The sequence below is a fragment of the Pseudomonas sp. HPB0071 genome, assembly GCF_000478505.2.
Classification (GTDB): Bacteria; Pseudomonadota; Gammaproteobacteria; order Pseudomonadales; family Pseudomonadaceae; genus Chryseomonas; species Chryseomonas luteola.
In genome coordinates this window covers 415,870-440,481 of sequence record NZ_KI517367.1, presented here as the reverse complement: position 1 = coordinate 440,481, position 24,612 = coordinate 415,870, and the positions used below count along the sequence as shown (strand labels likewise).

At 56.9% G+C, this 24,612-nt stretch carries 21 protein-coding genes; 19 read left to right on the top strand and 2 right to left on the bottom strand.

Annotated features, from left to right (window positions below; genetic code table 11):
- Nucleotides 1-20 precede the first annotated feature (20 nt).
- Nucleotides 21-290: a DUF1145 domain-containing protein gene (locus tag HMPREF1487_RS02270; protein ID WP_010794974.1), complete on the top strand. Its 270-nt coding sequence runs from the start codon at nt 21-23 to the stop codon at nt 288-290.
- Between the two features lies 1 nt (nt 291).
- Here the strand turns inward: HMPREF1487_RS02270 and HMPREF1487_RS02265 are convergent, their stop codons facing one another.
- The gene (locus tag HMPREF1487_RS02265) at nt 292-717 is read right to left on the bottom strand and encodes a CopD family protein (RefSeq protein ID WP_010794973.1); all 426 of its coding nucleotides are present in this window, start codon (nt 715-717) and stop codon (nt 292-294) included.
- A 226-nt stretch (nt 718-943) separates the two neighbouring features.
- Here HMPREF1487_RS02265 and dinG point away from each other — a divergent pair, with 226 nt between their 5' ends.
- Nucleotides 944-3,091 (top strand): ATP-dependent DNA helicase DinG, encoded by a 2,148-nt coding sequence (gene dinG, locus HMPREF1487_RS02260; RefSeq protein ID WP_010794972.1) that lies wholly within the window; start codon nt 944-946, stop codon nt 3,089-3,091.
- A 56-nt stretch (nt 3,092-3,147) separates the two neighbouring features.
- Nucleotides 3,148-4,305, top strand: coding sequence for a serine hydrolase domain-containing protein (locus tag HMPREF1487_RS02255; RefSeq protein ID WP_010794971.1), 1,158 nt, complete (start codon nt 3,148-3,150; stop codon nt 4,303-4,305).
- A gap of 63 nt (nt 4,306-4,368) precedes the next feature.
- Here the strand turns inward: HMPREF1487_RS02255 and HMPREF1487_RS02250 are convergent, their stop codons facing one another.
- Complete coding sequence (locus HMPREF1487_RS02250; protein WP_010794970.1) at nt 4,369-5,226, bottom strand: formate/nitrite transporter family protein; 858 nt, start codon at nt 5,224-5,226, stop codon at nt 4,369-4,371.
- Nucleotides 5,227-5,519: 293 nt separating this feature from the next.
- Here HMPREF1487_RS02250 and HMPREF1487_RS02245 point away from each other — a divergent pair, with 293 nt between their 5' ends.
- The 16 genes from HMPREF1487_RS02245 to HMPREF1487_RS02170 all read left to right on the top strand — a co-directional run bounded on the left by HMPREF1487_RS02245 (nt 5,520) and on the right by HMPREF1487_RS02170 (nt 24,474).
- Nucleotides 5,520-6,227 carry an OmpA family protein gene (locus HMPREF1487_RS02245; RefSeq protein ID WP_010794969.1) on the top strand — a complete coding sequence of 236 codons (708 nt, stop codon included), beginning with the start codon at nt 5,520-5,522 and terminating at the stop codon, nt 6,225-6,227.
- A 124-nt stretch (nt 6,228-6,351) separates the two neighbouring features.
- Nucleotides 6,352-6,999: a pyridoxamine 5'-phosphate oxidase gene (pdxH, locus tag HMPREF1487_RS02240; protein ID WP_010794968.1), complete on the top strand. Its 648-nt coding sequence runs from the start codon at nt 6,352-6,354 to the stop codon at nt 6,997-6,999.
- 29 nt (nt 7,000-7,028) lie between these two features.
- Nucleotides 7,029-8,132: a sugar diacid recognition domain-containing protein gene (locus HMPREF1487_RS02235; RefSeq protein ID WP_010794967.1), complete on the top strand. Its 1,104-nt coding sequence runs from the start codon at nt 7,029-7,031 to the stop codon at nt 8,130-8,132.
- A 134-nt stretch (nt 8,133-8,266) separates the two neighbouring features.
- The gene (locus HMPREF1487_RS02230; protein WP_010794966.1) at nt 8,267-9,625 is read left to right on the top strand and encodes a GntP family permease; all 1,359 of its coding nucleotides are present in this window, start codon (nt 8,267-8,269) and stop codon (nt 9,623-9,625) included.
- Nucleotides 9,626-9,674: 49 nt separating this feature from the next.
- Nucleotides 9,675-10,820 carry a glycerate kinase gene (locus tag HMPREF1487_RS02225; RefSeq protein WP_010794965.1) on the top strand — a complete coding sequence of 382 codons (1,146 nt, stop codon included), beginning with the start codon at nt 9,675-9,677 and terminating at the stop codon, nt 10,818-10,820.
- A gap of 188 nt (nt 10,821-11,008) precedes the next feature.
- Nucleotides 11,009-11,482, top strand: coding sequence for an outer membrane lipoprotein (locus HMPREF1487_RS02220; protein ID WP_010794964.1), 474 nt, complete (start codon nt 11,009-11,011; stop codon nt 11,480-11,482).
- 277 nt (nt 11,483-11,759) lie between these two features.
- A complete protein-coding gene (locus HMPREF1487_RS02215) occupies nt 11,760-12,980 on the top strand; it encodes an aspartate aminotransferase family protein (protein ID WP_010794963.1) in 1,221 nt (406 codons plus the stop codon).
- A gap of 75 nt (nt 12,981-13,055) precedes the next feature.
- Nucleotides 13,056-14,072, top strand: coding sequence for an arginine/ornithine succinyltransferase subunit alpha (gene aruF, locus HMPREF1487_RS02210; RefSeq protein WP_010794962.1), 1,017 nt, complete (start codon nt 13,056-13,058; stop codon nt 14,070-14,072).
- Nucleotides 14,073-14,166: 94 nt separating this feature from the next.
- Nucleotides 14,167-15,177: an arginine N-succinyltransferase gene (astA, locus tag HMPREF1487_RS02205; RefSeq protein ID WP_010794961.1), complete on the top strand. Its 1,011-nt coding sequence runs from the start codon at nt 14,167-14,169 to the stop codon at nt 15,175-15,177.
- Nucleotides 15,178-15,188: 11 nt separating this feature from the next.
- On the top strand, nt 15,189-16,652 hold the full coding sequence (astD, locus tag HMPREF1487_RS02200) for a succinylglutamate-semialdehyde dehydrogenase (protein ID WP_010794960.1): 1,464 nt from the start codon (nt 15,189-15,191) through the stop codon (nt 16,650-16,652).
- Nucleotides 16,649-17,995 (top strand): N-succinylarginine dihydrolase, encoded by a 1,347-nt coding sequence (gene astB, locus HMPREF1487_RS02195; RefSeq protein WP_010794959.1) that lies wholly within the window; start codon nt 16,649-16,651, stop codon nt 17,993-17,995. The genes astD and astB overlap by 4 nt, the downstream gene beginning before the upstream one ends.
- A gap of 8 nt (nt 17,996-18,003) precedes the next feature.
- Complete coding sequence (locus HMPREF1487_RS02190) at nt 18,004-18,288, top strand: hypothetical protein (RefSeq protein ID WP_010794958.1); 285 nt, start codon at nt 18,004-18,006, stop codon at nt 18,286-18,288.
- 28 nt (nt 18,289-18,316) lie between these two features.
- Entirely contained in the window at nt 18,317-19,336 is a 1,020-nt protein-coding gene (astE, locus tag HMPREF1487_RS02185; protein ID WP_010794957.1) for a succinylglutamate desuccinylase, read from the top strand.
- A 55-nt stretch (nt 19,337-19,391) separates the two neighbouring features.
- Nucleotides 19,392-20,396, top strand: a complete 1,005-nt coding sequence (ltaE, locus tag HMPREF1487_RS02180) for a low-specificity L-threonine aldolase (protein ID WP_010794956.1) — start codon at nt 19,392-19,394, stop codon at nt 20,394-20,396.
- 120 nt (nt 20,397-20,516) lie between these two features.
- Nucleotides 20,517-23,141 carry an alanine--tRNA ligase gene (alaS, locus tag HMPREF1487_RS02175; RefSeq protein ID WP_010794955.1) on the top strand — a complete coding sequence of 875 codons (2,625 nt, stop codon included), beginning with the start codon at nt 20,517-20,519 and terminating at the stop codon, nt 23,139-23,141.
- A gap of 97 nt (nt 23,142-23,238) precedes the next feature.
- Nucleotides 23,239-24,474 carry an aspartate kinase gene (locus tag HMPREF1487_RS02170; protein ID WP_010794954.1) on the top strand — a complete coding sequence of 412 codons (1,236 nt, stop codon included), beginning with the start codon at nt 23,239-23,241 and terminating at the stop codon, nt 24,472-24,474.
- Nucleotides 24,475-24,612 lie beyond the last annotated feature (138 nt).

Here is a 24,612-nt window from a genome sequence, read left to right as displayed (position 1 = left end):
CTGAAACAAAGGAGGCGGTGATGAGGCTGTTGAGTATTGTGGGCAAAGTGGCGTTTCTGGTGTTTTGGTTGGCAGTCCTAGCCAATCTTCTTGAACCTTTCGCTTATCCCTTTCAGCTATTGATCAATGGCGCTGCAGTGGCATTGTTGATTTTGCATGTCATCGAAGTGCTTGCTGTGGGTGCACGCGTCAGAAACCGACCGAGCCCATGGTTGGATCGGCTTCAGGTGCTGCTGTTTGGCGTCTTCCACTGGTATCGCCTGCCGATTACGGTAGCTGCAGCAAATTGATTCAGCTAAAGGTATTAAGACGGGCCGCCGCGACAATCAGCACAATGACGCCAAGCAAAAGGTTAAAGCCTGCCAGTGTACGGATTCGCTTCAGCGTCTGGGCGGCCGTCGGCCAATCCTGATCTGATACGCTCCGTTTGAGCTGAGGCAGCTGAACGGCCTGGATCTTGAGAAACAGCGCCACCATGGCCAGATATAATCCCATCATGATCTGGATATAGCGGGGCGCGGTTTCGAAGCCATTGAAATTAAGGTGAAGAATCCCAATTCCTGTAGCCGGTAGTACAATAACGACTCCCCACACCCAGCGAAAGAATCGTGGAAATAGCGTATTCCAGAAGCGGGCGCGTGACGGGGTATCCAGTATTGCAGTAACTACCGGATGCAGAATGACCCAGGCGAAAAAGAGGCCGCCTACCCAAAGCACGGCAGCAAGAACATGGATGGTATAGAGCTAGGTAGAGGGTGTCATTCAAACATTCCTGATAAATCGGTGCCGAAATCGGATGATACGTTCGGCACCGGCGTGAAGGCGCGTTATCATAGCGCTTCTGTTCAAGTACTGATAATTTATACAGTCCTGTGTGTCTGATAGGGCCGCCTACCCGCGGTGCCTGCTGGAAGCGTATGACGCTTCCCTGTCGAGGAACCCCATGCTTAGTGCCGAACTCAAGTCCCAGATTCAGGAGGCTTATACCCGCTTTCTCGAAGCCAAGTCGCTCAAGCCGCGCTATGGTCAGCGGCTGATGATTGCCGAGACGGCTAAAGGGCTCGGTGCGATCAAGCAGGATGACGAAGGGCGTCGCGTTGGCGATCCTGCCGTCGTGGCTGTGGAAGCCGGAACCGGTACCGGCAAGACCGTTGCCTATAGTCTCGCCGCCATTCCTGCGGCCAAGGCGGCCGGCAAGCGTCTGGTCATTGCGACGGCAACAGTGGCTCTGCAGGAGCAGATCGTCAACAAGGACCTTCCAGATATCCTGCGTAACAGTGGTCTGTCGTTCAATTTTGCCCTGGCAAAGGGGCGAGGGCGCTACCTGTGCCTGTCGCGCCTGGATCTCATGCTGCAGGAAAGCGAAGCCCAGAATACGACCGCTCAGCTGTTTGCGGATGATGGCTTTACGATCGACGTCGATGAGGCTGGTCAGAAGCTGTTTACGAAGATGATCGAGCGCTTGGCCAGTAATCGCTGGGACGGTGACCGTGACAGCTGGCCAGAAGCCATTAATGACCAACACTGGTCACGAATAACCACTGACCATACGCAGTGCACCAATCGGCACTGCCCGAATTTTCAGCAGTGCGCCTTTTTCCGTGCCCGTGAAGGCATGACCAAGGTAGACGTGATCGTTACCAACCATGATCTTGTACTGGCTGACCTTGCGCTCGGTGGCGGGGCTATTCTGCCCGACCCGCGCGATACCATTTATGTGTTTGACGAAGGCCATCACCTGCCGGACAAGGCGATCAATCACTTCGCTCACTTTACCCGCCTGCGCTCCACGGCCGAGTGGCTGGAGCAAATCGCCAAGAATCTGACCAAGCTGCTGGCTCAACATCCCTTGCCGGGCGAGCTGGGACGGCTGGTTGAGCAAGTACCCGAACTGGCCAGACAGATTCGTACCCAGCAGCAGTTCATGTTTACAGCCTGTGAGCAGCTGGCCGAGTTTCGCGCCGGCGAAGACATGGAGGGGCGTGATCGGCCTCGCCATCGGTTCGTTGGTGGCCTCGTCCCAGCGGATTTAAGGGAAATGGGAGCTGAGCTCAAAAAGGGCTTTGCCCAGCTGTCCGACCTGTTCACTCGTCTTACGGACCTCTTGAAAGAAGCCATGGACGGGGAGAAAAGCATTGGCATTGCAAGCTATCAGGCTGAGGAATGGTATCCGTTGTTTGGCAGCCTGCTGGCTCGGTCCCAGGGTAATTGGGAGCTGTGGACGGCCTTTACGCTGGAAGATCCGACCGACTCACCACCCATGGCGCGCTGGCTGACATTGGTAGAGTCCGGTGCATTCCATGATATCGAGGTCAATGCCAGTCCCATCCTGGCTGCGGAAACGCTACGGCGTACGCTATGGAACGTGGCTTATGGCGCGCTGGTAACTTCCGCCACCTTGACGGCGCTGGGGACATTCGATCGTTTTCGGATGCGGGCAGGCCTGCCTCAAAGCGCCAACACGGCAATTGTGCCCAGTCCCTTCAAATATGCCGAGGCAGGGTTATTGCGCGTACCTAATCTGCAGGCGGATCCGAGAGACTCTGCGGCCCATACGGCGGCTATCGTGCGAGAGCTGCCCGATATGCTGGAAGGGGCCAAGGGGGCATTGGTGCTGTTTTCTTCCCGGCGACAGATGCAGGATGTCTTCGATGGGCTGGAGCGTGACTGGCGCCGCCGTGTACTGATCCAGGGTAACCTGTCCAAGCAGGAGACGCTCAATAAGCACCGCTCCCGTGTGGATGATGGCGAGCCCAGCGTATTGTTCGGTCTGGCCAGCTTTGCCGAAGGGGTCGACCTGCCCGGGGCCTATTGTGAGCACGTCGTAATTGCCAAGATTCCCTTTGCGGTGCCGGATGATCCTGTCGAGGCTGCTTTGGCCGAATGGATCGAGGCACGGGGTGGCAATCCGTTCATGGAAATCGCTGTGCCCGATGCCTCGCTGCGCCTGATCCAGGCTTGTGGACGTCTCCTACGCACCGAGTCGGACAGCGGCACGATCAGCCTGCTGGATCGTCGTGTCGTTACGCAGCGTTATGGCAAGGCCATCCTGAGCACCTTACCGCCGTTCCGGCTGGAAGTGCAGCAGTAGAGGTCTCTTCTCGTCAGTGTGAGAGACTTGAATATGACCACGATGAGGAGACAGCTGTGCAGATCCAAGGTTATTTCGATCTGGCCTTTGAAACCGTCAGGGACCGCTTCAGTGCTCTGTTCGACGAGCCGGGGCGAGGCGTGCATACCCGCGGTGCAGCCCTGTGCGTTCAGGTGGACGGCGAAACCGTTCTGGATCTCTGGGCAGGCACGGCGGACAAGGATGCGCAGAGCGCCTGGCAGACGGACACGATACTGAATCTGTTTTCCTGCACCAAAGCCTTTACTGCCGTGGCTGCCATGCAGTTGGTTCAAGAGGGCAGGCTTGAACTGGATAAACCAGTACAACATTACTGGCCAGAGTTTGCAGCTGCAGGCAAGGGCGCCATTACGGTGCGCCAGTTACTGTGCCATCAGGCAGGACTGGCTGCCTTGCGTGCTCCATTGCCTGCCAGTGCGCTGTATGACTGGGACACCATGACGGCTGCCCTTGCCGCCGAAACGCCTTGGTGGACGCCAGGCGAGAGCCACGGCTATTCACCGATGACCTATGGCTGGCTGATGGGAGAACTGATTCGCCGCATTGATGGCCGCTCACCAGGAGAAGCTATTGTTGCCCGAACGGCCAAGCCGCTTGGGCTGGATTTTCATATCGGTCTGCCCGAGAGCGAAGAGCATCGGGTTGCGCATATTGCTCGAGGCAAGGGCGACATGGGGGATGCTGCCGCCCAGCGTCTCTTGAAGACCACCATGACCGACCCCCAAGCCTTGAGTACCCGTGCTTTTGCCAACCCGCCGGGCATTCTGACCAGCACCAATAAACCGGAGTGGCGCCGTTTCGAGCAGCCTGCCGCCAACGGTCATGGCAATGCGCGCTCACTGGCAGGGTTTTATGCGGGGCTGCTCGACGGTCGATTGCTGGACCAGACGGTCTTGCAGCACATGCTCACGGAACATAGTCGGGGTGACGACAGGACGCTAATGACCTCGACACGCTTCGGCCTGGGATTCATGCTGGACCAGCCTGACCACGCCAACGCAACCTATGGCCTGGGCGTGCAGGCCTTTGGTCATCCAGGGGCGGGTGGGTCTATCGGGTTCGCCGACCCTGAGCGCAGGGTAGCATTTGGTTTCGCCACCAACACATTGGGACCTTATATTCTCATGGACCCGCGAGCTCAGCAGCTGGCAGAAGCCGTTGGGCAATGCCTCTGACATCAGGATAGGATGGATTGACCGGCAGGGGTGGCCGGTCAATCCGCTATGCACTTCAACTTATCAGTCGTTCACGGCCTTGAGTGTGGGTGTTGTGGGTGCAAGATCCGCCTGGGTCTTTTGTAGCGCTGACGCCAGATCGGCCGTCGCTTGCGCAGATGCAGGGCGATAGGCCAGAAAATAGGCCAACCCTACAAAGCCGGCGCCACCCACAGCATTACCCAGGAAAACCGCTACCAGGTTGGGCAGACATTGGGCCCAGGTAGCCTGGCCTGCAAAGATAGCGGCTGGAATGATAAACATGTTGGCAACCACATGCTGAAAACCGATGGCAACAAAGGCCATGACGGGAAACCACATGCCCACGACTTTACCTACCACATCCTTGCTGGCAAACGCGATCCAGACGCCCAGACAGACGAGCCAGTTGCATCCGATACCGGAAACGAAGGCGTGAAGGAAGTCGGCGTTCATCTTTGCCTGCGCAATGGCAACGGTCTTGCCCAGGAATGCACCCTCGGTGAGACCCAGCATATGACCGAAGAAGTACGCGACAGCCAGGCTGCCGACAAAGTTGGCAAGCGTGACCCATAGCCAGTTGCGAATCACCCCCATCGTGCTGATACCGCCTGCAAAACGTGCCAGAGGAAGCAGCAGCATATTGCCCGTCAGTAACTCACCGCCTGCCAGCACGGTCATGATCAGGCCGACCGGGAAAACCGCTGCGCCAACGAAGCCTGCAAACGAGCCCCATTCGGCGGGCATGGTGCCAATAACGTGAATATCGAGAAGAAAACCAGTCGCAATGAACGCGCCGGCCATAACGCCAAGAATGAATAGGGTAGGAATGGAAAGCCGATTTTTGGCAATACCAGCCTGTATCGCCAGTGTTGCGATTTCTTTAGGTGTATTTATAGACATGAGTGTACGCAAGGGAGGACAAATTGACGCGCCCAGCGTAGTGATGGCCAATGGCAATTTCAATAGCGAGCTATCTATCGTTTGATAAGCACCGTCTATGACGTGATACCCTTGCCGCCCTCGTTCACCTGACCGTTTCGCCACCGAGTCTACTCAACCGCTTGTCGGTTGATACAAAAGGACAACGTACACCCCTTGCGAAATAATCAGTTAAAGACACAATCTAAGAAACCACTTTAACTTTGCCTGTCGGTGCCGATTCGGCGGGCTTGCGCCTGATGGGATAAAAACGCATGAAGCTGCTCAAGACTACTACTGTCGTTCTCTGCATGAGCGTTTCCGCCTGCAGTTATTTTCACAAGGAAAGCGACGTTGCCACTGCCAAGGAGCCAGTCCCCCAGGCGAAGGTAGAAACGCAAAAGACCGAAACCCAGGCGAAAGCGGACGGCGGACATTGGTGGTGGCCGTTTGGCAAGAGCGACAAGACTGTAACCGAGGCAAAGGCTCAAGCGAAAGCCCAAGAGATAACAGTCAGCAAGGACTGGCTGGATCAGCATGAAAAAACGATCCGCGAAGCCATCGCCGGTAGCAAGATGCAAATGGAGCGTAGAGAGGACGGCTTACTGCTGATCGCCAACGTTGACGACTCCTTCAACCCTGATCGTGCTGAGATGCTTCTGCCATCCATGCTCGGCCCGCTGGGCCGTACCGCCAAGCTGGTATTCAAGGATGACCAGAGCGCCGTCATTGTGCTGGGACACACGGATAGCACTGGTTCCAAGGCGGTTAATGACCAGCTCAGTCTCGGCCGCGCCAAGGCGGTAGCCTCCATCTTTCGTCTGAGCGGGCTTAATGGCAATCGTCTGGTCGTTCGTGGTCTGAGCGATACCCAGCCGCGTGCAGCAAACGACAATGCCGAAGGGCGCGCTCAGAACCGTCGTGTTGAGGTCCTTATCCAGCCACGTACAGTGGTATTGGCCTCTCTGCAAAGCAAGCGCTGAGTCAGTAAAGGCATCCGGAACCGTTTGGTTTCGGATGCCAATTCGCCATATACCTGGCATGAGTCAAGCAACCTGGCGCATGACTGGGTAAGCTGTAAGTTCCATTCCCAATCAGGAGCTTGCCATGACCCAGACGCTGGCTGACATGCGTCGTGATTACACCCGCGACGGATTGACCGAAGCGCAGGCGCCCGCCGAGCCATTTGCCTTATTTGGCCAATGGTTTGAGGATGCTGTTAAAACCGAGCAGCCCCCTGTAGAAGCCAATGCCATGGTACTGGCAACGGTTGATGCCGAGCAGCAACCCCATTGTCGTGTACTTCTACTCAAGGGTGTAGACGCCAAGGGGTTCGTGTTTTACACCAATTACGAAAGTGCCAAGGGGCAGCAGCTCGCTGGGCAGCCCAGGGCCGCCATGACCTTTTTCTGGCCCACACTTGAGCGTCAGGTGCGAATCGAGGGTGTGGTCGAGCGCGTAAGCCCTGAAGAGTCCGACGCATACTACCGTGTCCGTCCGTTGGGTAGTCGGTTGGGCGCCTGGGCTTCGCCGCAGAGCCAGGTGCTGGGCGGTCGGGAAGAGCTTGAGGCGAAAGTGGCTGAAGTGCAGGCACGCTTTGCCCATGAGGAGCCACCGCGCCCGCCACATTGGGGAGGCTATCGGCTGATTCCCGAGCGGGTCGAGTTCTGGCAGGGCCGCTCTAGCCGTTTGCATGATCGACTCGATTACCGCCGTGAAGGAGAGGGCTGGAAGCGCCAGCGTTTGGCTCCTTAAATCGTGCTCAGGTAAAGGAAGGGATTGCCGTGATTGAACTTGATTCAACCCTTGCGCAACACATTGTGGATCGCTCCATGGCAATCCTTCCCTACAACGTCAATGTGATGGATGCGCAGGGCATGATTATCGGCAGCGGTGATCCCTTGCGATTGCATACCCGTCACGAAGGCGCTCAGCTGGTGTTGGCCAACAGTCGAGTCGTCGAGATCGACGATCAGGCCGCCTCTTGCCTGCGAGGTGTGAAGCCGGGGGTCAACATGCCACTGCTTTATGCCGAGCGGTTGATCGGGGTCCTCGGTATCACGGGTACGCCCGAGGTTGTCAGGCCATATGCCGAGCTGGTCCGCATGGCGGCCGAAATGTTGGTGGAGCAGCGACAATCGCATCTGGAGCGTCATTGGCAGCGGCATCGACTGGACAGCTGGATCGGCCAATTGCTGGACCCTTCGGTAAGCCTGAACACGCTTTCTGTTGAGGCTGAGCGACAGCAGGTACCCCTGAGCTGGCCACGTCAGGTATGCCTTATCGAGCTGAATGAAGCCTCAGACTCCCGTTCGGCCAAGGCGTTGAGCGCCATGTTGTCTGCCAATCTGGAGAGTTTTTGCGCCCCCGTCGGTATGCAGGAATGGTTCTGGTGTCGTCCGCTCGGGCGGCCTCATGAAGAACAACTCTGGCTTGATCAGGCAAAGGCCAAGGGGCTGAACGTATTACGCGTTACAGCATCGGGTCCGCTGGAAAGTCTGGTTGACTTGCGAGAGGCCTGCCAATCACTGCGCTTGCTGCAAGCCTATGCCCGTGCGTGCCTGCCTGATGTGCGGCTACTCAAGCTGGATGAGCACCGGCTGACGGCACTGCTTTACAGCCAGCGGCAGAGCTGGCTTTTACAGGGGTGGCTCGATCCCTTGAAGCGGCTGTTTGCGCAGGATGAAAATGGCGTGTTACGAGAAACCTTGCAGGCGTGGTGCGAGCACCATGGGCAGGCATCTGCTTGTGCCGCGTCCTTGAATATCCATCGGAATACGTTGCGCTATCGTCTCGAGCGTATCTGTGAGCTGACTGGACTCAGCCACGATATGCTGGGGCAGTGGCTTTACCTGTCGCTGGGAATCAGTCTGCTGGAATGCGCCTGATTGTGCAGATGCACAATATATACGGTGAAGTCAGGTGCTTATCTTGTGCTTGTGTACCAAGCGGAACTCATTGAACTGATAGCACAATAAGCTCATCCACAGTTATCCGATCACAATAACAACCGGAGCCTGTCATGAGCCTCGTCCTTATTCTGGTGGCGTTGATAGCATTCATCGTCGTGACCACCACACGCTTCAAGCTTCATCCATTTCTGGCCTTGCTCCTGGCGGCTTTTCTCGCCGGTTTCGCCTATCAGGTGCCCGTCGGCGATATCACTAAGACCCTTACAACAGGTTTTGGCAGCATCCTGGGATACATCGGTATTGTCATTGTGCTGGGCACGATCATTGGTGTAATTCTGGAGCGTAGCGGCGCGGCCATAACCATGGCGGAAACCGTGATTCGTGTACTCGGCGAGCGTTTTCCCACCCTGACGTTGTCCATCATCGGTTACTTGGTTTCGATACCCGTATTCTGCGATTCCGGTTATGTGATCCTCAATTCGCTGAAAAATGCGCTGGCTGCTCGTATGAAGGTCTCCCTGATCTCCATGAGTGTAGCCCTGGCGACTGGCCTCTATGCTACGCATACCTTTGTGCCACCTACACCGGGGCCGATTGCGGCTGCGGGTAATCTAGGGCTCGATGCAAGTCTCGGACTGGTTATCGGTGTTGGCCTTATCGTGTCATTCGTAACGGCCATGGCGGGGCTGTGGTGGGCCAACCGCTTCCTGGGTAAGGACATCCCGCTGGTTGATGATGGTACGCCGATGCCTTCCCAGGAAGATTTCACAGCATTACGGGAAAGTTATGGTGTGCTTCCCAGTGCCTGGCAGGCCTTTGCCCCGATTTTTGCTCCCATTGGATTGATTTGCCTGGGGTCAATAGCTGCCTTTCCCAGCAAGCCTTTCGGAGAAGGGGCGGTGTTGACGCTGTTGGGTTTTATTGGGCAACCCGTCCCGGCGCTGCTGGTAGGCCTAGTGCTGGCCTGTTCGCTGCTCAAGAGCAATGACAAGCGCCAGGAGTTTCAGAATCATGTGGCCGAAGGCATCTTGTCAGCGGCTCCCATCTTGCTTATTACCGGCGCTGGTGGGGCGTTTGGTGCCGTGCTCAAAGTCACTCCACTGGGCGATTACCTTGGTAGCACGCTTTCCGCCTTGGGGATTGGGCTGTTTATGCCATTCGTAGTGTCCGCCGCCCTGAAAACAGCCCAGGGTTCGACTACGGTTGCGCTGGTGACAACGTCTGCCTTGGTAGCACCGCTGCTGGGGCAGCTGGGGCTCGACAGTGAGATGGGGCGTGTATTGACCGTAATGGCGATCGGCGCTGGAGCGATGACGGTTTCACATGCCAACGACAGCTTTTTCTGGGTTGTGACTCAATTCAGCCGTATGAGCGTAGCCACGGCATACCGTGCCCAGACACTCGCTACCTTGGTTCAAGGGCTTACCGGGATGACCACAGTATGGCTTTTAAGTCTTTTCCTGCTGTAACGAGCAGCCATACCCATCGACAGGCGAACCGTCAGCCGGGAGAACATTGATGAAACTCGTGATCGCACCTGATTCGTTCAAGGAAAGCCTGAGCGCACCCGAGGTTGCCCAGGCTATTGCAGAGGGTTGGAGAGCGGTTTTTCCCTCCGCCACTATCGAACTCAAACCCATGGCCGACGGAGGAGAGGGCACGGTCGAGGCCTTGCTGGCTGCAACCGGAGGAGAGCGTCGTGAGCTGACCGTGCAGGGGCCGCTGGGGCAGCCGGTATTGGCTCACTGGGGATGGCTGGGCGAGGGGACAGCCGTGATCGAGATGGCGGCTGCCAGCGGCTTGCACTGGGTGCCAAAAGCGCAGCGGGATGCCAGACGGGCCAGTAGCTACGGTACCGGTGAGTTGATCCGCGCTGCGCTGGATGCTGGAGCTCGACGAATTATCCTGGGGTTGGGTGGCAGCGCTACGAATGATGGCGGTGCGGGGTTGCTGAACGCCTTGGGAGTCAAGTTCCTGGATAAACATGGTCAACCTTTGCCGCCAGGGGGCGCTGCGTTAGCCGAACTTGCCCGTATTGAGCTGAACGGCCTGGATAAGCGTCTTGCTACCGTTCAGATCGATGTGGCTGCCGATGTCGATAACCCCTTGTGTGGCTCTCATGGTGCCTCCCATGTCTTTGGCCCTCAGAAGGGCGCAACGCCTGAGGATGTCGCTGTGCTGGATGCAGCACTTGGGCATTACGCTCAGGTTGCAGCTCAAGTACTTGGGGAAGATCACAGTTGCTTTCCAGGAGTGGGAGCGGCAGGGGGGCTGGGTTTTGCTGCTAGGGCCTTTCTTCAGGCGCATTTTCGATCGGGTGTCGAGCTGGTTGCAGAAGTTTCCGGGCTGGCAGAGGCGCTCCGGGACGCGGATCTGGTCATTACCGGAGAGGGGCAACTGGATTACCAAAGCCTGCATGGCAAGACGCCCATAGGAGTTGCCAGGGTCGCCCGTGAGGCTGATGTGCCTGTCATTGCATTGGTGGGTAGCTTGGGTGCGCACTACCAGCAGGTATATGAGGCAGGAATTGAGGCGGCATTCAGTCTGGTGCCTGGCCCTGTCACGCTGGAGCAGGCCTGTCGGACCGCCGCACAGGAGCTGCGCGCGCGCGCAACCGACCTTGCTCGTGTCTGGCGTCTGGCCCGGCAATCACGCGAGGGTTGAACAGGATGAGTCGTCCTATTTCAGGTAAAGCAAGCGAAGCGGATGAACGAAAGCTGTCTGGATCAAAAGATTCAACCGTTTGCCTTGAGGCCATATGAGAGGATGATAAAAGCTGAACATTCCTGTAAGGCGGAGGGTCCACCATAGGGTTCCGCCGAGAACAGCCCTGTAGGAACTGGAGTTGAATGATGAACAAGACCACTCAAATTATTACTGCACTGACCGCCTCCGCGCTGCTGGCCGGGTGCGTATCCAGCCAGACCGGTGACGTGTACTCACGCGATGAGGCTCGTCAGGTTCAGACCGTACGCATGGGGACCATCACAGCCTTGCGCCCCGTTAAGATTGAAGGAACCAAGACCCCCATCGGCGCAGGTGCCGGTGCGGCGGTAGGTGGTATCGCCGGCAGTGGCGTAGGTGGCGGTCGGGGTAGCTATGTCGCCGCTATCGTGGGCGCCGTAGCGGGTGGCCTGCTTGGTGCCGCCACTGAAGAAGGTTTTACTCGCGCCAACGGTGTAGAGGTGACGGTACGTGAAGACGACGGCAGTACACGTGCCTATGTACAGGAAGTCAGCAAGGGAGAGGTATTCCGGGTAGGCGAGCGCGTACGCATCGTGACGGTAAACGGCACCAGCCGTGTAGCACCTAATTCTGCCCAGTAAGATCCAGTGGCCGCAGAAAGCGTTTCTGCGGCCACTATTTCAGCGTTTCACTCATTGTTGCCTAGCTGTGCATTAAAGATGAGCATCTACTGATGCTTCCCGCATCTCTCCGTACACCCTAGACTGCGTATTGCCGATGTTTTCTGTCGCATATCTGTAAGCCGCTCCGCTGGCTGGTTGTGCGCTGTAAATAGTTGTCGCATAGCGGCAATGCCCGGCGTGATCTACTCCCTACAATCCTTCCATCGCTAGCTCACAACAGGCAGGAGAATTTTCGATGTCTGCTCCGCAGTTCTCGGTGCAACGCACCGACTTCGACCAGATCATGGTGCCCAACTATGCGCCCGCCGCATTCATTCCCGTCCGAGGCGAAGGTTCACGCATCTGGGACCAGGCCGGGCGTGAGCTGATCGACTTCTCTGGCGGCATTGCGGTTAACGCACTGGGGCACGGTCATCCCGCCCTGATGCAGGCCTTAATGGAGCAGGCTAACAAGCTCTGGCATGTATCCAACATTTACACCAACGAGCCTGCATTACGCATGGCTCGCAAGCTGGTTGACGCTACCTTTGCCGACCGGGTGTTTTTTGCCAACTCCGGCGCAGAAGCCAACGAGGCTGCGTTCAAGCTGGCCCGTCGTTATGGGCATGACGTCAGTGGCGGAAGCCGTTATGAAATCATTGCTGCAACCAACAGCTTTCATGGCCGCACACTGTTCACGGTAAGCGTGGGCGGGCAGCCCAAGTATTCGGAAGGATTTGGTCCAAAGATCGAAGGTATCACCCATGTGCCTTATAACGATCTGGACGCACTCAAGGCGGCCATCTCCGAAAAGACCTGTGCGGTCGTGCTCGAGCCCATCCAGGGCGAGGGTGGAGTACTGCCGTGTGACCAGGCGTATCTGCAAGGCGCACGTGACCTGTGCGACCAATATGGCGCACTGCTTGTATTCGATGAGGTGCAGAGTGGGGTAGGCCGTACCGGCCACCTTTATGCCTACATGCACTACGGCATCACACCTGATGTACTGACTACAGCCAAGAGCATTGGTGGCGGTTTCCCGTTGGCGGCAATGCTGACAACTGACAAGCTGGCGGCACATCTTTCGGTAGGCACTCACGGCAGCACCTACGGTGGTAACCCTCTCGGCTGTGCTATCGGTTCCGCCCTGCTGGACGTAGTCAACACGCCTGAGGTTTTAGAGGGTGTGAAGACTCGCCATAACCGTTTCCGTACCGCGCTTGAGGCCATGGGCAGCAAGTACGGCATCTTTTCCGGTGTTCGCGGGATGGGCCTGCTGATTGGCGCTCCGCTGAGCGAGCCCTGGAAAGGTCGGGCGAAGGAAGTGCTGACGGCAGCCAACGAGGAGTCGCTGATGGTGCTTCAGGCCGGTCCGGATGTCATCCGCTTTGCTCCCAGTCTGGTCATCAGCGAGGCTGACATTGATGAAGGCCTGGCGCGACTAGAGCGCGCTGTGGCCCGCATTACCCAGGCTTGAGCCTGAACGTGGCGCAGGGAGGCGCCACGGTATTCAAGAGCGATTTCAATTAGAAAAATTAGAAGGAGTGACTTCATGCTGGTGATGCGACCTGCTCGGGCAGCTGATTTGCCCCATGTGCAGCATCTGGCCGCGGACAGTCCGGTAGGTGTCACCTCTTTGCCGGATGACATCGAGCGGCTCAAGGAAAAGATCCGGGTTTCAGAAGCCTCTTTTGCCGCCGAAGTAAGCTTCAATGGCGAGGAAAGTTATTTCTTCGTTCTGGAGGATTCAGACACGGGGCGTCTGGTTGGCTGTTCAGCCATCATTGCCACGGCTGGCTTTTCCGAACCGTTTTACAGCTTTCGCAACGAGACCTTTATCCATGCCTCGCGTGAGCTCAAGATTCACAATAAGACGCATGTGCTTTCACTCTGCCACGACCTGACGGGCAACAGTGTGCTGAGCAGCTTCTACATCGATCGTGATTTTCTGGATACCCCTATAGCCGAGCTCAATTCTCGGGGTCGATTGATGTTCATGGCTGGCCATCCCGAGCGATTTGCCGAGTCTGTCGTGGTCGAAATCGTAGGCATGAGTGACGAGCAGGGCGATTCGCCGTTCTGGGACTCAGTAGGCCGTCACTTCTTTGATGTGAGCTATGCCGAAGCGGAGCGCATCTGCGGTGCCAAGAGTCGCACTTTTTTGGCCGAGCTGATGCCGATCTATCCGATCTATGTGCCGTTGTTGACAGATGCCGCCCAAGAGGCCATTGGCCAGGTTCATCCACGTGCGCAGATCACTTTCGATATCCTGACCCGCGAAGGCTTCGAAACTGACAATTACGTCGATATTTTCGATGGCGGTCCGACGTTGCATGCGCGTACCAACAACATCCGTTCGATGGCAGGGAGTCATGTGGTCGCGGTGGAGGTGCAGGATGCGGTCGACGGCAACCGTGCCTATCTGATCAGCAATGATCTGCTACAGGACTTCCGTGCCATTGTTCACGAGCTCGATTGGGAGCCAGGAGCGCCGGCAGTTCTGTCGAGTGCCGCCGCCGCCGCGCTCAACGTCAAGGCTGGCGATACCGTACGGCTCGTCGCTGTTTAACCATGATACGTGCTGTCGTCATGAGAGTAGTGCGTGCCCAGGGCACGTCAGACGCAGGCGCGGCGAAGCGCCGGCCTGGGTCATCGGAGGGAATATGATCATTCGTCCTGTCACCCGCGCGGATCTGCCCGCGCTAATCGAGCTTGCGCGCACTACAGGCGCCGGGCTTACCACTTTGCCTGCCAGTGAAGAGCGTCTGGCTCATCGGGTGGAATGGGCTGAAAAAACCTTCCGCGGCGACGTCGAGCGTGCCGATGCGGATTATCTCTTCGTACTCGAGCAGGACGATGGCACCGTTATCGGTATTTCCGGTATTGCCGGCGCCGTAGGTCTACGTGAGCCCTGGTACAACTACCGGGTGGGGCTGACAGTCAGTGCCTCTCGCGAACTCAATATCCACCAGCAGATTCCCACGCTGTTCATGGCCAATGACCTGACCGGTAATTCGGAGCTCTGCTCGTTATTTCTGCACGCAGGCCATCGTAACGGATTGAACGGCCGTCTGTTGTCCAAGGCGCGCTTTCTGTTCATTGCCGAGTTCCGCTCGTTGTTCTCAGATAAGCTGATCGCAGAAATGCGTGGGGTGTCGGACAGCCGAGGACTTTCGCCTTTCTGGGAAAACCTGGGGCGTAACTTCTTCAAGATGGAGTTTTCTCAAGCGGATTACCTGACCGGTGTGGGCAATAAGTCATTCATTGCCGAACTCATGCCCAAGTTTCCGCTTTACACGTGTTTCCTTTCAGAGCAAGCACGGGCTGTCATTGGTCGCGTCCATCCTGATACCGAGCCTGCACTTCGCATGCTCAATGCAGAAGGGTTTGCCTACCAAGGATATGTGGACATCTTCGACGCGGGCCCGGCAATTGAATGCGAAACCGACAAGGTTCGTGCCATTCGGGATAGCCAGATACTCGTTTTGTCCATCGGCACGCCGGGCGAAGATGCCCAGCCCTATGTAATTCACAACCGTAAGCGAGAAGGCTGCCGGATTACCGCTGCACCTGCACGGGTAGCCTCTGGAACACTGGTGGTTGACCCTGTTACGGCGAGAAGGCTGCAGCTGTCTGCTGGCGCTCAGGTCCGCGCAGTGTCAGTAGCGCCCTAGGAGAAAACGACATGAGTACGCATTACATTGGCGGTCAATGGCTGGCTGGCGAAGGCGCCGAATTCACTTCGCTCAACCCTGTCGGGCAAACCGTGATCTGGCGTGGAAACGAAGCCTCTGACAAGCAGGTATCGGACGCTATAGCCGCTGCTCGCGCCGCTTTTCCTGCATGGGCTCGCAAGCCGCTGGACGAGCGTATCAAGGTGCTCGAAGCCTTTGCAGCAACACTCAGGACGCGTAGCCAGGAACTGGCCAATACCATTGGTGTGGAAACCGGCAAGCCTCTTTGGGAAGCTGCGACAGAAGTCACCAGTATGATAAACAAGGTGGCCATCTCGGTTCAGGCCTACCATGAGCGCACGGGTGAAAAGGCGGGCGTCTTGGGCGAGGCTAGAACGCGGCTACGACACAAGCCCCATGGTGTTGTTGCGGTATTTGGTCCTTATAACTTCCCAGGCCACTTACCCAACGGGCATATCGTGCCGGCTTTGCTGGCAGGAAATACTGTTGTTTTCAAGCCCAGTGAGATGACGCCTGCTGTCGCTGAGCTGACGGTCAAGTGCTGGATCGAGGCGGGGTTACCGGAAGGTGTACTCAACCTGGTGCAAGGGGCTCGCGCTACTGGTGTCACCTTGGCTGCGCAGCCTGACCTCGATGGGCTGTTCTTTACGGGGTCAAGCCGGACGGGCGCCTTGCTCCATCAACAGTTTGCCGGTGCCCCCCACAAGATCCTGGCGCTTGAAATGGGAGGGAATAATCCGCTGGTGGTCGACATGGTCGATCAGATCGATGCAGCGGTCTACACGATTGTACAGTCTGCCTTCATTTCAGCCGGGCAACGCTGCACCTGTGCACGCCGTCTGTTAGTACCGAATACGGAGCAGGGCGATATCATCCTGGAGCGTCTGGTACAGGCAGCGGCCAGGTTGCAGGTAGGGCGGTTTGATGAGGAGCCGGCTCCTTTCCTGGGGGCTGTGATCTCTCTGGACGCTGCCCGCCAGCTACTTGAAGCGCAAGAGCGTTTCCTGGCCAAGGGTGCAGTGCCACTGCTGACCATGACTCAGCCTCATGCTGAGAGCGCTTTGCTCACGCCTGGCATTCTGGATGTGACCAGCGTTGCCGATCGCCCTGACGAGGAGTTCTTCGGGCCGTTGCTGCAAGTCATTCGCTATGAGAGCTTCGACGAAGCTGTACGCGAGGCTAACACTACCCGCTTTGGCCTGGCGGCAGGCTTGCTCTCGTCATCCAGCGCGAGGTACGAACAATTCCTGATCGAGTCGCGCGCGGGCATTGTCAATTGGAACAGGCCTTTGACAGGCGCTGCCAGCAGTGCTCCCTTTGGCGGTATAGGCGCTTCCGGCAATCATCGTCCCAGCGCTTATTATGCGGCGGACTACTGCGCTTATCCGGTCGCCTCGCTGGAAGCCGACACGCTTGATTTACCGGCAACACTGTTGCCTGGAGTCCATCTATGAACGCTTATGAAGTCAATTTTGACGGATTGGTCGGCCCGACCCATAACTATGGTGGGCTTTCCTATGGAAACGTAGCCTCTCAAAGCAATGGGCAGCTCACTTCGAATCCTCGCGAAGCCGCTCGCCAGGGGCTGGCCAAAATGAAAGCGTTGATGGAGCTCGGCTTCAAACAGGGCGTATTCGCGCCTCAGGAGCGTCCCCACGTTGCTGCGTTGCGCCAGCTGGGCTTCACCGGGACAGATGCTCAGGTCATAGAACGCGCCGCCAGGGAAGCCTTGCCGCTGCTTGCCTCGGTCAGCTCTGCTTCTTCAATGTGGACGGCCAATGCCGCTACCATCAGTCCTAGCGCAGATACGGCGGATGGACGGGTGCACTTCACGGCAGCCAACCTGAACAGTAAGTTTCATCGTAGCATCGAGCATCCTACGACCAGTCGTGTACTGGCGGCCATGTTTCGTGATGAAACGCATTTTGCGCATCATCCGGCCTTGCCTGCCGTAAACCAGTTTGGTGATGAAGGGGCTGCCAACCACACACGTTTCTGCCGCGACTATGACGAGGCTGGCGTAGAGTTCTTCGTGTTTGGTCGGAGTGCTTTCGACAACCGCTACCCGGCGCCGCAGCGTTATCCGGCGCGTCAAACCCTGGAAGCCTCCCAGGCCATAGCGCGGCTGCATGGACTGACGGAAGAGGGTGTGGTCTATGCTCAGCAGAATCCTGAAGTCATCGACCAGGGGGTCTTCCACAATGACGTGATCGCGGTGGGCAATGCTGAAGTATTGTTCTATCACGAGGATGCTTTCCTCGAAAGCGATCGCGTGCTCAAGGAGTTGACCGACAAGCTGGCTCGACGTGGCGGAACGCTGCGCGCCGTATGCGTACCCCGTAGTCAGGTAAGCGTCAATGACGCGGTACGGTCTTACCTGTTCAATAGCCAATTGCTGCTCAAGCCGGATGGCCAGACATTACTGATCGTGCCTGAAGAGTGCCGCCAGAATGCTCAGGTGTGGACATATCTGGATCAGCTCGTCAAAAGTGATGGGCCTATCCGCGAAGTCAAGGTATTCGACCTCAAACAGAGCATGCAGAACGGTGGGGGGCCAGCCTGTCTACGGCTACGTGTAGCGCTGAAGCAGACAGAGCTTGAAGCCGTCAATCCTGGTATGCTGATGACGTCCGAGCTCTATACACGACTGGTAACCTGGGTAGATACTCACTACCGGGATCGCCTTAACGTATCTGATCTGGCTGATCCGCAGCTACTACTTGAGTGCCGAACAGCCCTGGATGAGCTTACACAAATCTTGAAGCTGGGTTCGGTTTATCCATTCCAGATCGATTGAGTACAGACATGATCGAAAGCTTGTCCCTTATTCTCGAAGACACCCAAGGCGAGCGCCGCGAAGCGCGAGCTGCCCGCGTTGCTGTTCAAATCAATGGCCGTGACCTCTGGCTGGAGCCAGACGGACAGGGTGGGCTTACGATCTATGCCGAGTCCTTTGAAGATGAGGCTGAGACCCCGGTACTGGGGTTACGCCCGCAGGCAGTGAACCAGTTTGGACTGGCGCTCAGTCTGGAGCCGGTCGAAGAGGACCATGAGCATGGTCCAGATTGTGGTTGTGGGCATGATCACTGACTAACACTACTTGCCAGCCAGGATCATCATGACGGAACAGTACGGTCTTTCTCTGGGCAAACTGCTTGAACTCACACTGGCTGGCCGAGAGCCAGCCGAAAAAATCCAGGTCACCTCCAGCGGTATTCGCTTGCAATGGTTGAGTGAGGGTGCCTTGCTCGTCAAGCCGGCCAACGGAACGGATGCAGGGATCGACCTCCTGCTTTCAGCCGGTATCCACGGCAACGAGACAGCACCTATTGAAATGCTGGATCGGCTGCTCAAACGCATTGCGAGAGGTGAGATAAAGCCTCGTGTTCGCATTCTCTTTCTTCTGGGCAATCCCGAAGCCATGCGGCGCAATGTTCGCTTTGTCGAACAGGATATGAATCGCCTGTTCAACGGTAAGCATGTGCTGACGTCAGGATTCGAAGCTCAGCGGGCCGATCAGCTGGAGCGCTTGGTCGCACACTTTTTCAGCGAGCCGGACAGGGCTCGACTGCATTACGATCTGCATACGGCGATCCGTGGTTCGGCCATTGAGCGGTTTGCGCTGTATCCCTGGAGCGAGGGGCGAGAGCACTCGCAGGCTGAGATGGCCAGGCTCGAAGCCGCCGGTATTGACGCTGTGCTATTGCAGAGCAAGCCTGGTATCACCTTCAGCGCCTACAGCTACGCGGCCCATCAGGCTGAAGCCTTTACGCTTGAGTTGGGAAAGGCTCGTCCATTCGGTCAGAATGCCGGAGTCGATGTCAGTCAGCTCGAGTCCCGACTCAAGGCTATCATTGAGCAGTGCGAGCCCGAGTTGCCGCAAACACTGGAGCGGCTCAAGGTGTTTCACGTCTCGCGAGAAATCATCAAGCAGAGTGAAGCGTTTCGCCTGCATCTGGCTGACGATGTCGCGAATTTCAGTCCACTGCCCGAAGGCTATCTGCTTGCAGAGGATGGTTCTCAAAAGTGGATAGTCACTGAAACGGACGCCAGGATCATCTTTCCAAATCCCAACGTAAGGCCCGGTCTGCGCGCAGGGATTTTGATCGTTCCAACCAAAGCTTTAGACAATTCGTGATTTTCGAGGCGGCTTTGCATTAGCATCGGGATTTTCTCTTTCCGGAGCTGTTTGCATGAGCCTCATCGATTTGAGAAGTGATACCGTCACCCAGCCTACGCCAGCGATGCGCGACATCATGGCGAAGGCTGAGGTGGGGGACGACGTCTACGGTGAGGACCCTACCGTTCTCAAGTTGCAGCATTATCTGGCAGATGAGCTGGGTTTCGAGGCTGGTTTGTTTGTGCCGAGTGGGACCATGAGCAACCTGCTGGGGCTGATGGGGCACTGCGAGCGAGGTGATGAATACCTAGTAGGGCAGCTGGCGCATACCTACAAATATGAAGGCGGTGGGGCCGCTGTTCTGGGCTCGATCCAGCCACAGCCAGTCGAGATGGAGGCTGACGGAAGCCTGGATCTGGATCGCGTAGCGTCCTACATCAAGCCCAGGGATTTTCATTTTGCACGTACCCGCCTTCTGGCGCTGGAAAACACCATGCATGGCAAGGTGCTTCCCCTGAGCTATCTTGCGGATGCACGCCGCTTTACCCACGAGCATGAATTGGCACTCCATCTGGATGGCGCCCGTCTCTACAATGCGGTCGTCAAGCTGGGCGTTCCACCAAAAGACATTACACGTCACTTCGACTCTGTATCGGTGTGCCTCTCAAAAGGTCTTGGCGCGCCAGTAGGATCGGTTCTGTGTGGCAGCCAGGGATTGATCGATAAGGCCATTCGCTGGCGTAAGGTCGTTGGCGGCGGCATGCGCCAGGCGGGCGTCCTGGCGGCAGCAGGACTTTACGCGCTTCAGCACAACGTGACCCGACTGGCAGAAGACCATGCCAACGCAGCACGCCTCGCTGAAGGACTTGAAAAGCTGGGCTACACTGTCGAGCCGGTGCAGACCAATATGGTTTACCTTGCCGCGGGCGACAAGGCTCCCAAACTCGCTTCTTTTCTGCGAGAAAGAGGCATTGTAGTCAGCCCGGCCGCACGGTTAAGGTTGGTGACGCATCTGGATGTATCCAGCGCAAACATTGAAACCGTGCTGGAGGCATTCGCCGCCTATCGCAAGGCCTGAATCCACTTGAATCAAATAGGCAACGCCTATATCGCAAATTGACGACAGCCGGCGCTCCGTCCCGATATACTGCAAGACTTTGCTGGCGCGCTGTAGCCCTGTATCTGTCTGGAAGAATTTATGAAAAGCGCAGAAATCCGTGAAGCCTTCCTCCGCTTCTTTGAAGAGAAGGGGCACACTCGAGTGGCCTCAAGTTCGCTGATCCCCGCGAACGACCCAACCCTGCTGTTCACCAATGCAGGCATGAACCAGTTCAAGGATTGTTTCCTCGGCCTTGAAAAGCGCACCTATACCCGTGCGACCAGCAGTCAGAAATGCGTACGTGCCGGCGGTAAACATAACGACCTGGAAAACGTCGGCTATACAGCACGTCACCACACCTTTTTCGAGATGCTGGGTAACTTCAGCTTTGGCGACTATTTCAAGCGTGACGCCATCAGTTATGCGTGGGAATTCCTGACCTCACCCAAGTGGCTGGGTCTGCCGCAGGAAAAGCTCTGGGTTACCGTCTATGCCACCGATGATGAAGCCTACGACATTTGGACCAAGGACGTTGGCGTGCCTGCCGAGCGCATGGTTCGTATCGGTGATAACAAGGGCGCTCCCTACGCCTCGGATAATTTCTGGGCAATGGGCGATACAGGTCCCTGCGGCCCTTGCACAGAAATCTTCTTCGACCATGGTGAAGGCATCTGGGGCGGTCCACCCGGCTCGCCAGAAGAAGACGGTGATCGTTATATCGAGATCTGGAACAACGTATTCATGCAGTTCAACCGTACGGCTGACGGGGTTCTTCACCCGTTACCGGCGCCCAGTGTGGATACGGGGATGGGGCTTGAGCGTATCAGTGCCGTTCTGCAGCACGTTCACTCCAACTACGAAATTGATCTGTTCAAGAATCTTTTGGCGGCTTCTGCACAGGCAATCGGCTGCGCCAATGATGACGCGCCTTCGCTCAAGGTTGTAGCCGACCACATTCGCTCCTGCGGCTTCCTGATTGCCGATGGTGTACTGCCTTCCAACGAAGGTCGCGGCTATGTACTACGTCGTATCGTCCGTCGTGCCTGCCGTCACGGTAATAAGCTCGGCGCCAAGGGTACGTTCTTTCACAAGATCGTGGCGGCCCTGGTGGCTGAAATGGGCCAGGCATTCCCTGAGCTAAAGGATCAGCAGGCACATATCGAGCGCGTTCTACGTACCGAGGAAGAGCAATTTGCCAAAACCTTGGAGCAGGGCCTCAAGATTCTGGAGCAGGATCTGGCTGGCCTTGAAGGCGATGTGATCCCGGGTGATGTGGTGTTCAAGCTGTATGACACCTACGGCTTCCCCGTTGATTTAACAAACGACATCGCACGTGAGCGCAACCTGACCCTGGATGAGGAAGGGTTTGAACGTGAAATGGAAGCTCAGCGTGAGCGGGCCCGCTCGGCCAGCTCGTTTGGTGTGGACTATAACAGTCTGGTCAAAGTCGAGGGCGAGACGCTCTTCACGGGTTATGACAGTCACGCCGGTAATGGCAAGATCGTTGCGCTGTTCAAGGCGGGCAGCCCGGTGCCTCAACTGGTTGAAGGTGACGAAGGTGTCGTGGTGCTTGATCAGACACCTTTCTATGCCGAGTCGGGCGGTCAGGTGGGTGACAGCGGTTATCTGTTCGCTGACGGCCAGCGTTTCGATGTGCGTGACACTACCAAGGCAGGCGGTGCGTTCCTGCATCATGGCCTGGTTGCCGCTGGTACGCTCAAGGTAGGCGAGACGCTGGAAACACAAGTCGACGCCTCTGTGCGCCAGGCTACGGCACTTAACCACTCGGCGACGCACCTCCTGCATGCCGCACTGCGTCAGGTGCTGGGCGATCACGTCCAGCAAAAGGGCTCCCTGGTTGATAGTCAGCGTCTGCGGTTCGACTTTAGTCACTTCGAAGCCATCAAACCTGAACAGCTCAAGGAGCTGGAGGAAATCGTCAATACCGAGGTTCGCCGGAACACGACGGTTCAAATCGAGCTAATGGACATCGAAAGCGCCAAGCGCAAAGGTGCCATGGCGCTGTTCGGTGAGAAGTATGGCGATACCGTGCGCGTACTGACTATGGGTGACGGCTTCTCCATTGAACTCTGTGGCGGCACTCACGTTGCCCGCACCGGTGATATTGGTGTGTTCAAGATCATCAGTGAAGGCGGTGTGGCATCAGGTGTACGCCGTATCGAGGCGGTAACTGGTGCTGGTGCGCTGGCGTACCTGAACAAGGCGGAAGAGCAGCTCAAGGAAGCGGCAGGCCTGCTCAAAGGCAGTCGTGAAAATGTTCTCGATAAGCTCTCCGGTGTGCTTGAACGTAACCGTCAACTAGAAAAGGAACTTGAGCAGCTCAAGGCCAAGGCCGCCAGCGCAGCTGGTAATGACCTGGCGGGATCTGCCGTCGAGGTCAAGGGCGTTAAGGTGCTGGCTGCTCGCCTTGATGGGCTGGATAGCAAGGCGCTGATGGCCATGGTCGATCAGCTCAAGAACAAGCTGGGCTCTGCCGTGATTCTGCTGGGTGGCGAGCAAGACGGTAAGGTCGTGCTGGTCGCGGGCGTGACCCAGGATCTGACCGGTCGACTGAAAGCGGGCGATCTGATGAGGCAGGCTGCTGCGCATGTAGGCGGGAAGGGTGGTGGTCGCCCTGATATGGCTCAGGGTGGCGGTACCGATCCGGCTGCGCTGGAAGGCGCACTTGAGTTGGCCCGCAGCTTTGCCGAAGCGGGATTGTGATTGAATAAGCGATGGGGCTCGCATCGCGCTCTGTGAGCCCTTGGCAGGTGTATACCTGAATTGTTAAATGAGCGCCCTCGCGTTAGGCAGCAATCAAATGGCATTGATCGTACAGAAGTTCGGCGGCACCTCGGTGGGTACTGTCGAGCGCATCGAACAGGTGGCCGAAAAGGTCAAGAAGTTTCGCGAAGCCGGTGACGATATCGTAGTAGTGGTTTCTGCCATGAGTGGCGAGACCAATCGTCTGATCGACCTGGCTAAGCAAATCATGCCGCAGCCAAACCCGCGCGAGTTGGATGTAATGGTGTCAACAGGTGAGCAGGTGACCATCGCCATGCTTGCCATGGCATTGACCAAGCGGGGTGTTCCGGCCGTGTCCTTCACCGGTGGACAAGTCCGGATCCTGACCGATAGCGCTTTTACCAAGGCGCGTATCGTCAGCATTGACGAACATCGTATCCGTGCCGAACTCAAGGCAGGGCGAGTCGTGGTTGTGGCAGGTTTCCAAGGCGTGGATGAGCAGGGCAATATCACTACCTTGGGCCGGGGCGGCTCTGACACCACGGGTGTCGCGCTTGCAGCTGCGCTCAAAGCAGATGAATGCCAGATCTATACCGATGTGGACGGTGTGTATACTACTGATCCGCGCGTAGTGCCTCATGCACGTCGTCTTGAAAAGATCACCTTCGAGGAGATGCTGGAAATGGCTAGTCTCGGCTCGAAGGTTCTGCAGATTCGCTCGGTTGAGTTTGCAGGCAAATACAACGTGCCTCTGCGCGTACTTCATAGTTTTAAAGAGGGTCCAGGCACCCTAATTACTCTTGATGACGAGGAATCCATGGAACAGCCGATCATCTCCGGCATCGCCTTTAATCGTGACGAAGCCAAGCTGACCATCCGCGGTGTTCCAGACACCCCGGGCGTTGCATTCAAGATCCTGGGTCCCATCAGTGCGGCCAATATTGAGGTCGACATGATCGTGCAGAATGTTTCGCACGATAACACCACGGACTTCACGTTTACGGTACACCGTAACGACTACCAGAATGCGCTTGAAATCCTAAAGCAGACGGCAGCGACCATCGGCGCACGTGAGGCAACCGGTGATACCAAGATCGCCAAGGTATCAATCGTTGGGGTGGGTATGCGTTCTCATGCCGGGGTAGCGAGTCAAATGTTCGAAGCGCTGGCTAAAGAAAGTATCAATATACAAATGATTTCGACGTCTGAGATCAAGGTGTCGGTCGTTATCGAAGAGAAATACCTGGAATTGGCTGTGCGTGCCCTTCACACGGCTTTCGAACTCGATGCGCCTGCTCGGGTAAGCGAATAGCCAATCTCTCTGGAGGGCGTTTTTGGATGCCTTCCATCGATTTGATCATGCCGCCGGAACTTTCTTTCTGGCGGTATTGGTCAATAGATCAGTAAGGATCGCGGGTTCCCGGAATTGATCCTGATTTTTTGCAGACTG